The organism is Ulvibacter litoralis, assembly GCF_900102055.1.
GTDB lineage: Bacteria > Bacteroidota > Bacteroidia > Flavobacteriales > Flavobacteriaceae > Ulvibacter > Ulvibacter litoralis.
Genome location: NZ_FNBA01000002.1, coordinates 501,570 through 514,838 on the forward strand (window position 1 = coordinate 501,570; position 13,269 = coordinate 514,838).

At 35.3% G+C, this 13,269-nt stretch carries 15 protein-coding genes; 6 read left to right on the forward strand and 9 right to left on the reverse strand.

Annotated elements, in window-relative coordinates; translation table 11 throughout:
* The first annotated feature begins 108 nt into the window (after positions 1 to 108).
* Complete coding sequence (locus tag BLQ00_RS08375; protein WP_093143055.1) at positions 109 to 774, forward strand: hypothetical protein; 666 nt, start codon at positions 109 to 111, stop codon at positions 772 to 774.
* Entirely contained in the window at positions 771 to 1,508 is a 738-nt protein-coding gene (locus tag BLQ00_RS08380; protein WP_093143057.1) for a DUF3307 domain-containing protein, read from the forward strand. The genes BLQ00_RS08375 and BLQ00_RS08380 overlap by 4 nt, the downstream gene beginning before the upstream one ends.
* Before the next feature lie 54 nt (positions 1,509 to 1,562).
* Here BLQ00_RS08380 and BLQ00_RS08385 read toward each other — a convergent pair whose 3' ends face one another.
* On the reverse strand, positions 1,563 to 2,852 hold the full coding sequence (locus BLQ00_RS08385; RefSeq protein WP_093143942.1) for an OmpA family protein: 1,290 nt from the start codon (positions 2,850 to 2,852) through the stop codon (positions 1,563 to 1,565).
* 165 nt (positions 2,853 to 3,017) lie between these two features.
* Positions 3,018 to 3,434, reverse strand: a complete 417-nt coding sequence (locus BLQ00_RS08390; RefSeq protein ID WP_093143059.1) for a glyoxalase — start codon at positions 3,432 to 3,434, stop codon at positions 3,018 to 3,020.
* A 153-nt stretch (positions 3,435 to 3,587) separates the two neighbouring features.
* On the opposite strand from BLQ00_RS08390, the gene BLQ00_RS08395 reads away from it, so the two are divergent.
* On the forward strand, positions 3,588 to 4,949 hold the full coding sequence (locus BLQ00_RS08395; RefSeq protein WP_093143061.1) for an NAD-dependent succinate-semialdehyde dehydrogenase: 1,362 nt from the start codon (positions 3,588 to 3,590) through the stop codon (positions 4,947 to 4,949).
* 1 nt (position 4,950) lies between these two features.
* Here the strand turns inward: BLQ00_RS08395 and BLQ00_RS08400 are convergent, their stop codons facing one another.
* Both BLQ00_RS08400 and BLQ00_RS08405 read right to left on the reverse strand, forming a co-directional pair.
* Positions 4,951 to 5,832 (reverse strand): hypothetical protein, encoded by an 882-nt coding sequence (locus BLQ00_RS08400; RefSeq protein ID WP_093143063.1) that lies wholly within the window; start codon positions 5,830 to 5,832, stop codon positions 4,951 to 4,953.
* Between the two features lie 3 nt (positions 5,833 to 5,835).
* Positions 5,836 to 7,269: an MBOAT family O-acyltransferase gene (locus tag BLQ00_RS08405; protein ID WP_093143066.1), complete on the reverse strand. Its 1,434-nt coding sequence runs from the start codon at positions 7,267 to 7,269 to the stop codon at positions 5,836 to 5,838.
* Positions 7,270 to 7,424: 155 nt separating this feature from the next.
* Here BLQ00_RS08405 and BLQ00_RS08410 point away from each other — a divergent pair, with 155 nt between their 5' ends.
* Both BLQ00_RS08410 and BLQ00_RS08415 read left to right on the forward strand, forming a co-directional pair.
* A complete protein-coding gene (locus BLQ00_RS08410) occupies positions 7,425 to 8,312 on the forward strand; it encodes a DUF72 domain-containing protein (RefSeq protein WP_093143068.1) in 888 nt (295 codons plus the stop codon).
* Positions 8,312 to 8,704, forward strand: coding sequence for an acyl-CoA thioesterase (locus BLQ00_RS08415; RefSeq protein WP_093143072.1), 393 nt, complete (start codon positions 8,312 to 8,314; stop codon positions 8,702 to 8,704). Before BLQ00_RS08410 ends, BLQ00_RS08415 begins: the two co-directional genes overlap by 1 nt.
* Here the strand turns inward: BLQ00_RS08415 and BLQ00_RS08420 are convergent.
* The 3 genes from BLQ00_RS08420 to BLQ00_RS08430 form a co-directional block, all read right to left on the reverse strand.
* Positions 8,701 to 9,963 (reverse strand): mechanosensitive ion channel family protein, encoded by a 1,263-nt coding sequence (locus BLQ00_RS08420; protein WP_093143075.1) that lies wholly within the window; start codon positions 9,961 to 9,963, stop codon positions 8,701 to 8,703. The two genes, BLQ00_RS08415 and BLQ00_RS08420, sit on opposite strands and share 4 nt — an antisense overlap.
* Positions 9,963 to 10,241 carry a DUF3817 domain-containing protein gene (locus BLQ00_RS08425; protein WP_093143077.1) on the reverse strand — a complete coding sequence of 93 codons (279 nt, stop codon included), beginning with the start codon at positions 10,239 to 10,241 and terminating at the stop codon, positions 9,963 to 9,965. The genes BLQ00_RS08420 and BLQ00_RS08425 overlap by 1 nt, the downstream gene beginning before the upstream one ends.
* 75 nt (positions 10,242 to 10,316) lie before the next feature.
* Entirely contained in the window at positions 10,317 to 10,940 is a 624-nt protein-coding gene (locus tag BLQ00_RS08430; protein WP_093143080.1) for a M15 family metallopeptidase, read from the reverse strand.
* Between the two features lie 71 nt (positions 10,941 to 11,011).
* On the opposite strand from BLQ00_RS08430, the gene BLQ00_RS08435 reads away from it, so the two are divergent.
* Positions 11,012 to 11,737, forward strand: coding sequence for an SDR family oxidoreductase (locus tag BLQ00_RS08435; RefSeq protein WP_093143082.1), 726 nt, complete (start codon positions 11,012 to 11,014; stop codon positions 11,735 to 11,737).
* Positions 11,738 to 11,767: 30 nt separating this feature from the next.
* Here the strand turns inward: BLQ00_RS08435 and BLQ00_RS08440 are convergent, their stop codons facing one another.
* On the reverse strand, positions 11,768 to 12,202 hold the full coding sequence (locus tag BLQ00_RS08440; RefSeq protein ID WP_093143085.1) for a hypothetical protein: 435 nt from the start codon (positions 12,200 to 12,202) through the stop codon (positions 11,768 to 11,770).
* Between the two features lie 103 nt (positions 12,203 to 12,305).
* Complete coding sequence (locus BLQ00_RS08445; RefSeq protein ID WP_093143087.1) at positions 12,306 to 13,169, reverse strand: OmpA/MotB family protein; 864 nt, start codon at positions 13,167 to 13,169, stop codon at positions 12,306 to 12,308.
* Positions 13,170 to 13,269: the final 100 nt, after the last annotated feature.

Here is a 13,269-nt window from a genome sequence, read left to right on the forward strand (position 1 = left end):
TAATATTGTTTTATAAGCTAAATAGCTTATATTTGTTTTTTATAGGTTTAAAGGCTTATAGATAAGCAGCGGCTAGTGTTGCTTCGAATTTGATTAATTTTAAGAACTATGAAGAATATAGCGATACTTAGTGGCGATTTAATTAATTCTTCGGAATATGAGTCAACTACACTAAAAGCAGTCGTAACTACTTTAAAGAAAGAGTTCGCTGTCATTGAAGCACAATATCCAGGAGAGCGTATATCGTTTTCTATATACCGTGGCGATAGTTTTCAAGGTGTGGTTGAAAATCCAGTACTAGCATTAACCATTGCACTTCAAATTAAAGCGGCAGTAAACGCAGTAACGAATGCGGAAGTCTCTAAAAGTACGACACCCATAGCGGGAATTCGTATTTCTATAGGAATAGGGGAGGCAACCTATCAAAAAGATGCATTGGCAGAAAGCAATGGAGAGGCTTTTCAGTATTCTGGAAGAACATTGGATATAATGAAGGCTGAAGGAATGAAAATGGCTTTAACAACGGCAAATGCAGATGTAAATTCAGAATTTAAGGTTCAATTAAAGTTTTTGGACGCCACCACAGACCGTTGGTCTATAGCTTCAGCAGAAGTTGTTTATTTTCTACTGAAAGGCTATAAAGAACAAGAAATTGCAACCGAATTGAGTAGAAGTCAGGCAGCAATTAATCTTCGGAAAAAAGCGGCAGGATGGGACGAAATTAAATTATTATTAGAACGCTACACGCAAGTAGCTCAACAGTATTTTGTATGAATCCAGCATTAGTTTTAGTCTTACAACTTGTTTTGGCGCATGTAATAACCGATTTTGTTTTACAGTCGGAAAAACTGATAAAGCAGAAGCGAAAGAAGAAAGCAAAAGCACCCTTTTTATTTATACACGCAGGTATTTCGGGATTGTTAACGTACGTAATTGTTCAGGATTGGAGTATGTGGGGAGTGCCTGTTGTAATTGCGGTGACTCATTTTTTTATAGACTTGTGGAAGCTTCAGAAGGAAGATGATTCGCTTCACTACTTTTTGTTAGATCAATTGCTTCATTTACTCGTTTTGCTAGGAGTATGGTTGTATTTGACGGAAGGTTTTTCAGAAATACTTCCGTTTATCGCTTCCGTATTTACTTCCGAAGAAATCTTACTTATAGGAATAGCATACTTATTGGCTATTTTTCCCGTAGGTTTTATTGTAGGGAAAGCAACACAACGTTGGCAGGAAGAAATTGCTGGCGATGAAGGGAAGTTTCCAAGTTTAAAAAAAGCAGGACGTTATATTGGAATTTTTGAACGCATTTTAGTGCTTACTTTTATACTAACGGGGAATTTTTCTGCAATTGGATTTTTAATTGGTGCTAAATCTATTTTACGATTTAGTGATAAAGGAAAGAGTGGTGCTCGTAAACAGACAGAATATGTGCTAATTGGGACTTTAATGAGTTTCTCGCTTACAATTATTATAGGAATACTTTGTAATTACTTACTTGGAATATAGGCATAAAAAAAGCTCCTTAATTTAAGGAGCTTTTTAAAATATATGTGTGTAAAATTATTTTATTCTGAACGTAACTCTTCTCACTAACTGTCTAGCAGGAGATGAAGTTTTGTCTACTGAATTATCTACACCACCACCTCTAGAGGTAAGTCGGTTTGCAGAAACTCCTGAAGCTACTAAGATATCGTATACCTTTTTCGCTCTTTTTTCAGATAATGTATTGTTGTAAGCTTCTCCGCCAATCTCATCAGCAAATCCAACTAATTCTGCATTAACTGATGGATTTTGCTCCATATATCTAATTAAGTAGTTAATCGCTTCTAATGAATACGTCTCTGGAGTAGTGCTGTTAAACTTAAAGTAAACATTTACATATCCTTTGTCTAAAAGATCTTTGATGCTTAAGCTTCCGTTATTGCTACCTTCAAGAATACCACCTTCACCTTTTTTAGCGTAACGTTGGTCTAATGAATTCTCAATCTCATCTGGAATACCGTTTTTGTTAAGATCTACAGCAATCCCTTTTGAATCTACAGCAACACCAGACATTGTATTTGGCTCACGGTCTAAGTAATCTGGAACACCATCTTGATCTGAATCAATAAGGTCAGTTTCTACTTTAGATAATCTCTCTTCTAAATCAGATACTGTGTCTTCAAATTCTTGTTCTTCAAAATACCAATCAGCATGCTTTTCAGCTTTTCCTAAGTAGTATGTAATTCCGATAGAAGTGTTTACAGCAAAACCATTAACGCCTCTTTCGGTGTTTAATTGAGTACCATCCCACGTACGGTATTGTCTGGTGTTTCCGATTACAGAAACATCACCTGTAAGCACAAGGTTGTTTGTCATTTTAATTTGCGGTGTTATACCTCCCATAATATGTAGCATATTATCGTTATTTAGGTCTAACGGTTCTTTGTAGTCATTCATAGAGAAACCACCACCCGCGTGTAATAACAATCCGAAGGTATTCGTCCAGTCGTTGAAGTTTAAAATGGCTCCTAAATTAGCAACCCCTTGCAATGACCCTCTGTAATTGGCTGTTTTAAACGCTAAAGAGCTGTCGTCATTTTCAATGGTAGCGTATCCACCTTCTAATTTCAAACCAAATTTGTTGTTAAACATGTATCTAACGCCTAAACTTGCTTGTCCAAAACTTGGTGTTTGGGTGTAATATCCTGGTGCAAATTGCCCTGTTGGTTTGTGAACACCAGCGGCAAGTTCAATACTCCATTTGTTGTACTTAGATACTTCTTTTTCTTGCTCCTGATTTTGTTCCTGAGCGTAGGTAATAGAGGTGGTTAATCCTAAAAGGAATACACCTAATAATACTTTTTTCATGTTCATTTTTCTTTTAAAAAATTGCAACGGCAAAAGTACTGCCTTTAGAATTAAGAAAACAACGAATTGTAGGAATTTTACAAAGGTTTAACCTTTACAAATAAAGGGATGCAAGAGTATTTCCTACAAATTTAGTAGGGCGCTGATAAATAGCATATTAGCTAATTATAAAGATGATAAAATGGAGCTTTCAGCAAGCTGTAACAAGTTGTCTTTTAACCGTTCTTTAACAATATTCATCATTCGTTTGTTCAACGCGGACGAATTTTCGGTGTAAATGGTGTATTCATTTAGTGTAAAATGACCAATTATAATCCCTTTTAATGCGTTTCTAAACTTTATATCTTTTTGAACAGCATTTTCGATATATTCCAATTGTTTTTCTACGGAAAGTGTGTGAAATATATTTTTATGTTTCCAAACATAATTTTTAAATACAGCCACCAATAAATCATTTTGTAATTTAATGATTGGACGTAGTGTATTATTTTGAAATGATTCAGCAGAAGTCATCGAAGGAGTTACTTTTGCTGAAGAGATTTGTGGGCGAATATGCTTCAAAACTTCATCACGAGTTTTCATAACTTTGAGTTTTACTAAAATTAGCGATTCTTACACCTTTCTGAAGCGGTATTCTAATTAGTTATAAACATTTGTTTCAACAGTTTTAGGGTTAAAGTCATCTTAAACATTCGCTGTATTTTGCTTCTTTTAAGTACTTTTAAAATAAAAACAATGGCAACAATAACCTCCGTAAATCCTTACACAGGTTCCGAAATTGAAACCTTCACGACACATACTAAAACAGAAATAACTCAATTATTAGAAAAAGCAAACGACCAATTCTACACATGGAGAGAAACCACTTTTTCAGAACGAAAAAAACGGATGATAGCGGCAGCTTCAGAATTGAAAAAAAACAAACAGGAGTATGCGGAAACGATGACGCTTGAAATTGGAAAACCCATTTCTCAATCCATTGCCGAAATCGAAAAATGCGCATGGTTGTGTGAGTATTATGCTGAAAATGCTGAAGAACAGTTAAAGGATGAAGTTATAAAGACAGATGCCTATAAAAGCTACACAAGTTTTGAGCCTTTAGGAGTTGTATTGGCTGTAATGCCATGGAATTACCCGTTTTGGCAAGTATTTCGTTTTGCAGTTCCTGCGTTAATGGCAGGAAATATAGGCGTATTAAAACATGCTTCAAATGTATTTGGAAGTGCATTGAACATTGAAAAAGTGTTTTCAAATGCGGGATTTCCGAAGCATTGTTTTACGACTTTATTAATAGGAAGTAAAGAGGTTGAAGCCATCATTGAAAATCCAATTATAAAAGCGGTCACCCTAACAGGTAGCGGGCCAGCTGGGGCTGCTGTCGCTGCTACTGCAGGCGCACAAATTAAAAAATCGGTGCTAGAGCTAGGAGGGAACAATGCATTGGTTGTTTTTAACGATTGCGATATGGATAAAACCATTGCAACCTGTGTTCAAGCCCGCTATCAAAATACAGGGCAAAGCTGTATTGCAGGGAAACGATTGTTGGTTTCTGAAGCTATTTCTGAAGAATTTATTGAAAAATTATTACTGAAAGTCCGCGAATTGAAAAGTGGCGACCCGATGGATCCAGATACTTTTATTGGTACGTTGGCGCGTGAAGATTTGGCAATAACGATAGAAGAACAAGTTCAAAAATCGTTGAAGCAAGGTGCCAAATTAGAACTAGGAGGGAACCGTCAAGGCGCTTATTTTGAACCGACTGTACTGAGTAATGTTTCTGAAAAAATGGCTGTTTTTGCTGAAGAAACTTTCGGACCCGTATTATCGGTAACTACTTTTAAAGATGTAGATGAAGCCATCGCGTTGTCTAACAATTCACGCTTCGGACTGGGTGTTTCTCTGTTTACTAAAGATATAGAAGCTGCTGAAAAAATGGCATTTTGTTTTGAAGAAGGCGCTGTTTTCATCAATGAATTGGTAAAAAGCGATCCTAGATTGCCTTTTGGTGGTGTGAAAGAAAGTGGCTATGGTAGAGAGCTTAGTGAACACGGTATCAAAGAGTTTCTCAATAAAAAAACAATTTACATTAATAAATAGTTTACTGTTGGTTGATAATATCAGCAATTTTTTCTGAAAAATGAAAAGCTCCTGTAGCGTTTAAATGCCTTCTGTCTTTAAAGTAATCGGGGTTTGAATAGGTATTTGTAAAATCATGATAGTTTGGAAGGTATTTATTTAAAATAGAATGATCACCTTCAGCATTAAAAATAGGTGCGGTAAAAAATGTTACTGGTACATTATTTTCAGTACACATTCTTAGAATATGATTTATCTGAAGGTTCATGGTGTCTTTAAGCTTGAAAGGATACGTTTTAGAAGCTTCTTCACTAGGAATTTCTTCTTCTAATGAGATAAAGCCTGAATCTGCTATGGATTTTAATTTCTGATTGGTGATACCTTTTATAAAATCTCGAATTCCAATTTCAGAATCAAATGATGCATATTTATAAAACGGAATGTGTTTATAATACCAGTATTGCTCGTTTTCGAGTGCATTAAACTGCTCCCAAACAAAGTCTTCTTCAATAAAAGGTAGCCAGTTAAAACTTGAAGTTTTTCCTTCCCGATCGTTATTCCAGCTATCATCCACCTGAATGTACAAATGAGCAGTATTTTTTAGGTTGATAAGTCGTTCCGCAAAAAGTTTGATGTCAAATGCCTGACCGCCATACACCCCTAAGTTTATTCCTTTTTTTCCAGTCTTTTCTTCAATTATTTTGGGGTCAATATTGTTTAAAACACGAGAAGAACCTAATAAAACATAATCGAAAGTATCTGTGCTGTCGAGCGACATTACCCAATCTTCAGAACTTCTAGGCGCATTGTGATAATGTGTGTAAGTGAAAAGTTTTTCAAAAACAAAAGCCGTGATGGCAATGACCAGCAAGTAAAACAGTGTTTTTAGAAGTAGCTTTTTCATAGATTAAAATTGAAAGTATATAAAATCCTCAATAGTCGAAAAACTACCTAATAGTAAAATAGCGACAAGGACCACAATCGTTTTAAACTGGTATTTAGCGCTTTTATAAAGGGGGAACTCTTGGTGTCTAGAAAACCATTCAAAGTAGAGTAGGAGGGCTACAATTGGTAAAAATTCAAACGGAAAGCGGTTGATGTTGATGCGTTCAATACCAATATTGAAATGCGCTATTCTTTCAATATATGCAAAAGCTTCCGTTATCGAATTCGCTCTAAAAAAGATCCAAGCGAAGGTTGTTATTGAAAAGGTTAGTACAATGCCCCACAAATGTTTGAGCGAAGGGAACAGACCATCTTCAGCAACGATATCTAAATGCTTTCTGTTTTGTTTCCGAAGTAATAATGGTAAAAAGTATAGCGCATTTAGAAACCCCCAAATTAAAAAGGTCCAATTTGCACCGTGCCAAAAGCCACTCACCAAAAAAATGACAAAAACATTCCGAATCACTTTCCGTTGCGAAACTTTACTTCCTCCTAGCGGAATGTAGACATAATCTCGAAACCAAGTAGATAATGAAATGTGCCAACGCCTCCAAAATTCGGCAATATCTCTTGAGAAATAGGGATATGAGAAATTTTTCATCAACTTGATGTTAAACAACCTCGCGGTTCCTATAGCAATGTCGGAATACCCTGAAAAGTCTCCATAAATTTGAAAAGCAAAAGCGATAGCTCCTAAAACTAAAGTAACACTGTTGTAATGTTCGTAGTTGTTAAAAATTTCGTTGGCGTAATTTGCACAAGTATCGGCTACTACAATTTTTTTGAAAAGTCCCCAAACTATTTGCCGCAAACCAAGCAGTGCTTCTTCCGATTGAAAGGTTCGTTTTTTTAAGAACTGCGGAATTAAATTTGTAGCTCTTTCTATCGGTCCAGCAACTAATTGTGGAAAGAAGCTCACAAAGGCTGCAAACGCAATGAAATTTGAAGTAGGCTTTAACTTTCCGCGATACACATCGATGCTGTAACTAAGTGTTTGGAAGGTGTAAAAACTAATTCCGACGGGTAAAATAATCGATAAGGAAGGCGCATTAAACGGCATTCCGAAGAAAGAAAAAGTATCGACAAAACTTTCAGTAAAAAAGTTGAAATACTTGAAAAACCCTAGTATTCCTAGGTTCACGAATATACTAACAAAAAGAAATCGCTTTTTTGAAGCCTTAGTGTCTTGTCTCTCAATCGCTAGTCCAATAAAGTAATCTACAATGGTACTACCAAACATCAATAGTAGAAATCGCCAATCCCACCAGCCATAAAACACATAGCTAGCGAGTACTATTAGGATGTTTTGATATTTGTAATTTCCGTTGGTTCCAAACCAATATAGCAGGAAGACAATAGGAAGGAAAATTGCAAAATCGAATGAGTTAAATAACATGTATTGTTGGCGGTATTGTTTTGCCTAGTACAAATAAAAACGAACCATAGAGTTTACACAATAGTATTCCATTTTTTTTCTGAAAGACTTTGGTTTGTTATAAGATCTTTATTTTTTAAGCAGAATGCTTAGTATCTTTACGAAAAGGATTTATTATGAATTTTGGAAAAGTTGATAATCCAGCAATCATTGATTTTACCTTGCCTAAAGATCACATAGACACTAAGAATGTTTTGGCTAAGTATCCTAAGAAAAAAGTGCCAAATTTATATGTTGGTTGTGCAAAATGGAATCGAGCCGATTTAAAAGGGTTTTATCCCAGAGGAACCAAAGATGAGCTCGCTTATTACAGCACGCAGTTTAATAGTATTGAATTGAATGCTACTTTTTATCGAATTTTCCCTTCGGAAACTTTTGCAGGTTGGTACGATAAGACGCCTTCCAATTTTCGATTCTTTCCGAAGCTATTTCAGGGCGTAAGTCATTGGAAACGCTTGGTAGATGCTGAAGCGTATCTAAATGAATACATTCTGAATGCTTCCAATTTGCAAGAAAAGTTAGAAATGCCTTTCTTACAATTGCACAGTAATTTTTCTCCTAAAAGTATGGATCGATTGGTTCCTTTTTTTGAACAAATTCCTAAAGATATGCGCTTAGCAATTGAGTTTCGACACACCGATTGGTTTAACGATCCTGTTGTTGCCAATGAATTGTATCACATTCTTGACGAAAATAATATAACAAACATTGTGGTAGATACCGCAGGGCGTCGTGATTTAATGCACATGCGAATGACGACCGATACTGCTTTTATACGGTACAATGGAGCAAATCATGAAACAGATTACACGCGACTGGACGACTGGATAGATCGTTTGGAAGAATGGATTGCTCAAGGACTTCAAAATATTTACTTTTTTGTACATCAAAATTTAGAGCAAGCATCTCCCTTGCTTTCTGCACATTTTATAAAACAAGCCAACGAACGTTTTGGTACTACTATTCACGTTCCAGAAATGGCTACCCCTAAAACCCTATTTTAATGAGATTTCATACTAGAAAATGGATTAAACCTGAAGATTTAAACCCAAACGAAACCCTTTTTGGAGGTCGTTTGTTAGAATGGATTGATGAAGAAGCAGCGCTGTATGCCATCATTCAATTAGAAAATCAACGTACTGTTACAAAGTTTATCAGTGAGATTAACTTTAAAAGTTCTGCCAAAAAAGGCGACATCATCGAAATTGGTATTGAACCCGTGAGTTTTGGATCTAGCTCATTAACATTGCGTTGTGAGGTTCGAAATAAAATGACACGCGACGTTATTCTTACTATTGAGAAAATTACAATGGTAAGTCTTGGTGACGATGGAAAACCAAAGCCACACGGAAAAAGTGAGATAGAATTTGTTAAAGATCGATTGGAAAATTCCTAATGCATTTTCTCTAAATCTTTACCCGTTGGTAACTCAAAGATTTCTAGTCCGAAATACGGAACAGCAGCCAGTAAATGATCAAAAATATCGGCTTGAATGTGTTCGTAGTTCACCCATGTTTTGTCGTAGCTGTAACAGAATATTTCGATAGGGATTCCCTTGTCGGTAGGCGCTAAGTGCCGAACCATTAAAAACAGGTCTTTGTTAATTGCTTGGTTTTCATTTAAAAATGCATCTGCATACTTTCTGAAAACCCCTAAGTTGGTTTGGTTTCGTCCGTTTATAAGAAGTTCTTTATTGACTTCAAACTTGCTATTATACTTGACAACATCACGTTCTCGGTGCTCTAAATAAGGTTTTATTAACTGGATTTTCTTCAAACCTTCAACATCTTCCGGAGTTAAAAAATGAATAGAACTTTGTTTTATAAAAATGGCTCTTTTAATTCTTCTACCATTAGATTCTTGCATACCGCGCCAATTCTGGAAAGAATCAGAAATCAAACTATAAGTAGGAATGGTGGTAAAGGTGTTGTCAAAATTTTGAACGCGTACCGTTGCTAGGTTAATCGTGGTAACGTAACCATCGGCGCCATATTTACTGAATGTAATCCAATCTCCTATACGAACAATATCGTTTACAGATACTTGAATACTTGCTACAAAACCAAGAATGGTATCTTTAAAAATTAATAATAGCACTGCGGAAGCGGCTCCTAAAGTACCAAGACTTACAAGAGAATATCCTGTAAGCGTGTTGATAATCAGGAATATTCCAATTCCCCAAGCAAAAATCATAAGAAGCTGTACATAGCTTTCTAATGGTTTGTCTTGAAATCTTGGCTTTTCTTGAAGGTAATTTCGTGTGGTCCTAATAATACTTCTGCACACCAATACACTAAGAACAATGATGTAAATATCGATTGTAATTAGTATTAACCGCTTCAGAATTGGATAATCAAAAAATACGATAGGAATGAGCACCCAAGTGATTCCTAAGGGAATAAAGTGTGCAATAAATTTAGGAAAATTACTTTTTACCAAATAATCGTCGAAACTTGTCTTTGTTTTATTACTGAAAGCTTTAAAGGTTTCAATAATAACTTTTCTAAAAAATACATCCAGTACATACGCAACTAACGCGATTACAAAACAGTTAATCAGTAAGTTTAGGATGGAGGCCAAAAAAGGATTCATCCCTAAGGTGTTGAACAAGTTTTCGAACCAACAGCTAATATGTGTAAGAGTTTCTATATACATTATAAGTAATTCTTCTCAACGTAAAAGGGACCAAAAGGAAGTACTGAGCAGAGTACAGCGATGACTAATTTTTTAATAGACCAATTTAGTAATTGCGATACATAAACGGCACCAGCAACGTACAATAAAAAAAGCACACCATGTGCCATTCCAACAATTCGAACCATTTCAGGCAGGTTCCAAATATATTTAAGAGGCATTGCGATACCAAGTAGAACTAAAAAAGAAATAGCTTCTAAAGTGCTTATAATTTTGAAGGTTTTAATCGTTTTTTCCAAGGCGTTATATTTTATTACAAAGATACATATTGAAAATTGCTTCGTTGGAATTTAAGAATAAATTAGGACTTAAAATTAGTCCTCACAAGGTAAGGGAGTATTTAAGGTAGGGTAGCTCCAATTTTTTTTATAGCTGAAGTGCCACCATTCGGTTCGGATGGTTTTAAATCCGAATTTTCGCATTCCTTCAAACAAGAGTTTTCGGTTGGCGAGTATTTCTTCTGAAAAGTTATAGTTGTCGATATGTGCTTCTCTTCCAAAGTAATCGTAATCACTTCCCATGTCTACAAAACAGCCGTCGAGTGTTTCTAATGTCATATCTACTGCAGCTCCTTTGTTGTGAATAGAGCCTTTTCCGTAGGGATTTGCTACATACGTAGGTCTTGGAAACTTGGCCCACATTTTTTTCTGAACGTCTAAAGGTCTGTAACAATCATAAAGTTTAATACGATATCCTTTTTCGCAAAAATACTGGTTCACTTCTGCTAAAGCTTCCGCAACTTCTTTTTGTAAAAGACATGCTGCGCAATCGTACAAAACTTCTCCTATAAAATTATTTGCCGTAGCGTACCGTATTTCAAAAGCGAAGTCGGAAGTAACTTCAGATATATTTATAAGTGTATTCGATTGTGCGTTTGCTTTCGAAGAAAAAAATAAAGAAAAGCTACTTATGAAAATGAGAATTTTGAAATATTTCATAGTTCAAATTTAATACTAAATTAAGAAGAATACTTTATTGGGTTTGTAACTTTGATAAAAAGAAGAAAATCATGGAGAATTTACACAATAAAGTAGCATTAATAACAGGCGGAACCAAAGGAATTGGATATGGTATTGCTGAAAGTTTATTGAAACAAGGAATTTACGTTGCAATTACAGGACGTACGGAAGCTACAGCAAAAGAAGCAGCTTCACAACTCAACGCTGAAGGAAACGACTCGGTACATGCCATAGGACTAGAAGCTGACGTAAGAAGTTTTGAGAGTCAGGAAAAAGCTGTTGCAGCGGTACTCAAAGAATTTGGGAAAATAGACATTGTTATTGCAAATGCGGGTGTTGGACATTTTGCGACAGTAGAAGATTTATCAATTGAAGCATGGCAAGAAACAATAGACATCAATTTAACGGGACCTTTTTTTACTTTAAAAGCTGGGATGGATTCTCTTATTGAAAGTAAAGGGTATTTTATTAGTATTTCGAGTTTGGCGGGAACGAACTTTTTTGCGGGTGGCGCCGCTTATAATGCAAGTAAGTTTGGTTTAACTGGGTTTACGCAAGCGGTGATGTTAGATTTGAGAAAACACGGAATTAAAGTAAGTACTATTATGCCAGGTTCTGTGGCGACACATTTTAACGGAAATAAGCCAAACGAAAAAGACGCCTGGAAAATACAAAAAGAAGATATAGGTGAGCTTGTTGTTGATCTACTAAAAATGAACCCTAGAACATTGCCTAGTAAAATTGAGGTGCGCCCGAGTACGCCACCTACTAAATAATTTAGTTAGAATTTAAAAGGGTGTTTTGTTTTAGAATTCGTTGGTCGCTTTTAAGTTACGACTGTCTTCAAGAGAAAGCGCCCATTTTATGGCATCATCAAGATTGTTGAACTTTTTTAGTCTTGTTTGCGTGAAAATTTTTTCTAAAACGACGTTCATCAAACCTAATTTAGTATAGGCAACAATAGCTAACCCTTCTAGATGGTGTCGCTCTTTATAAAAGTTTAGCCAATCTTGTGGATTAATATTATATGTATTTATTCTATTTGCAATGTAAACTACTTTAATATCTTTTCCATAATGATCATACGCATGATTAATAATTTTTTCAGCAATTGTCCAAGTAAAGTGAGCTCCTTCATTTATTTCGGAAACAATAAAGCGTTCAAAGAAATATAGCTCACCAATCTCAATGGTAATTTTCTTTACATATTTGTCTTTGTAAATTGAGTCTTCAATTCTCATGAATAGCGAAGTGTAGTTGTGATTGTATTAAATGTATGAAAAATATAGATATAAAAAAAGCGACCTTTTAAAGGGTCGCTTTTTTTATAATAGTCTAGACTGTTTAATTAGCAGAAAGTAACGCTAAAAACTTATCTAAGTTAGGCAAGATTACAATTCGTGTTCTTCTGTTAGTCGCTCTTCCTTCTTTGGTATCATTATCGGTAAGCGGTTGGTAACTGCTTCGTCCCGCTGCGATTAGTTTTTCTGGAGCAACGCCATATTTATCTTGTAAGGTTCTAATAACTGCGGTAGCACGCTCAACACTTAATTCCCAGTTGTCTTTAATAGAAGCGCCTGGTTTTACAGTTTGCGAGTCTGTATGACCTTCAATCATTACTTCTAAAGCAGGTTCGCTATTAATTACAGAAGCCAATCGCTCTAATAATGGATTTGCTTTTGAGTTTAAGCGGTAACTTCCAGAGTTGAATAATAACTTATCAGAAATAGTAATCATTACTACGGTATCGTCAATATCTATCTGAATATCGTCATCTTCGCCATCAACAAGTAAGCTATTGTCTAAGCTTTTCTTTAAGTTATATGAAACAATAAGATTCATAGAATCTTTAAGCGTTCTTGCTTGTGCTAGTTCATTTTGATCCACTTTCGCAAGTGCTTCTTTCATTTTTTCTCTGTCGTTAGTAGAGATAACAACATTGTCAATTTGCTGTAAACGTTCGTTACTTAGCTTGTTGAGAGAAATGTTTGAACTAGAAAGTGTTTGAATTTTGGCGTTGTAGTTGGCTACACGTTCTTCAATTTTAGCGTATTTCGCTTCAATTTCTTCTTTTTCAAGTTGTGTTTTAGATAGGGTAGCACTTGTATCGTTATACTTTCCCTCTAATGCAACATACTTCTTTTTTGAAACACATGAAGTTGTCATGAATGTTCCTGCTACTAAAAATACTGCAAATAATTTTTTCATTATTAACTAATTTAATGGTTTGTGTTGCAAATATAGGGCGCTACATCACCAAAAAATTAGTTAACAACTACTATTGTTTTGTTAAATAACCCCAACTGTT

Coding starts and splice junctions, on each gene's coding strand:
- BLQ00_RS08430 (WP_093143080.1), bottom strand. CDS start 10,940: ATGAAATATTTCAAAATTCTCATTTTCATAAGTAGCTTTTCTTTATTT.
- BLQ00_RS08445 (WP_093143087.1), bottom strand. CDS start 13,169: ATGAAAAAATTATTTGCAGTATTTTTAGTAGCAGGAACATTCATGACA.
- BLQ00_RS08435 (WP_093143082.1), top strand. CDS start 11,012: ATGGAGAATTTACACAATAAAGTAGCATTAATAACAGGCGGAACCAAA.
- BLQ00_RS08375 (WP_093143055.1), top strand. CDS start 109: ATGAAGAATATAGCGATACTTAGTGGCGATTTAATTAATTCTTCGGAA.
- BLQ00_RS08380 (WP_093143057.1), top strand. CDS start 771: ATGAATCCAGCATTAGTTTTAGTCTTACAACTTGTTTTGGCGCATGTA.
- BLQ00_RS08400 (WP_093143063.1), bottom strand. CDS start 5,832: ATGAAAAAGCTACTTCTAAAAACACTGTTTTACTTGCTGGTCATTGCC.
- BLQ00_RS08405 (WP_093143066.1), bottom strand. CDS start 7,269: ATGTTATTTAACTCATTCGATTTTGCAATTTTCCTTCCTATTGTCTTC.
- BLQ00_RS08440 (WP_093143085.1), bottom strand. CDS start 12,202: ATGAGAATTGAAGACTCAATTTACAAAGACAAATATGTAAAGAAAATT.
- BLQ00_RS08415 (WP_093143072.1), top strand. CDS start 8,312: ATGAGATTTCATACTAGAAAATGGATTAAACCTGAAGATTTAAACCCA.
- BLQ00_RS08410 (WP_093143068.1), top strand. CDS start 7,425: ATGAATTTTGGAAAAGTTGATAATCCAGCAATCATTGATTTTACCTTG.
- BLQ00_RS08395 (WP_093143061.1), top strand. CDS start 3,588: ATGGCAACAATAACCTCCGTAAATCCTTACACAGGTTCCGAAATTGAA.
- BLQ00_RS08420 (WP_093143075.1), bottom strand. CDS start 9,963: ATGTATATAGAAACTCTTACACATATTAGCTGTTGGTTCGAAAACTTG.
- BLQ00_RS08390 (WP_093143059.1), bottom strand. CDS start 3,434: ATGAAAACTCGTGATGAAGTTTTGAAGCATATTCGCCCACAAATCTCT.
- BLQ00_RS08385 (WP_093143942.1), bottom strand. CDS start 2,852: ATGAAAAAAGTATTATTAGGTGTATTCCTTTTAGGATTAACCACCTCT.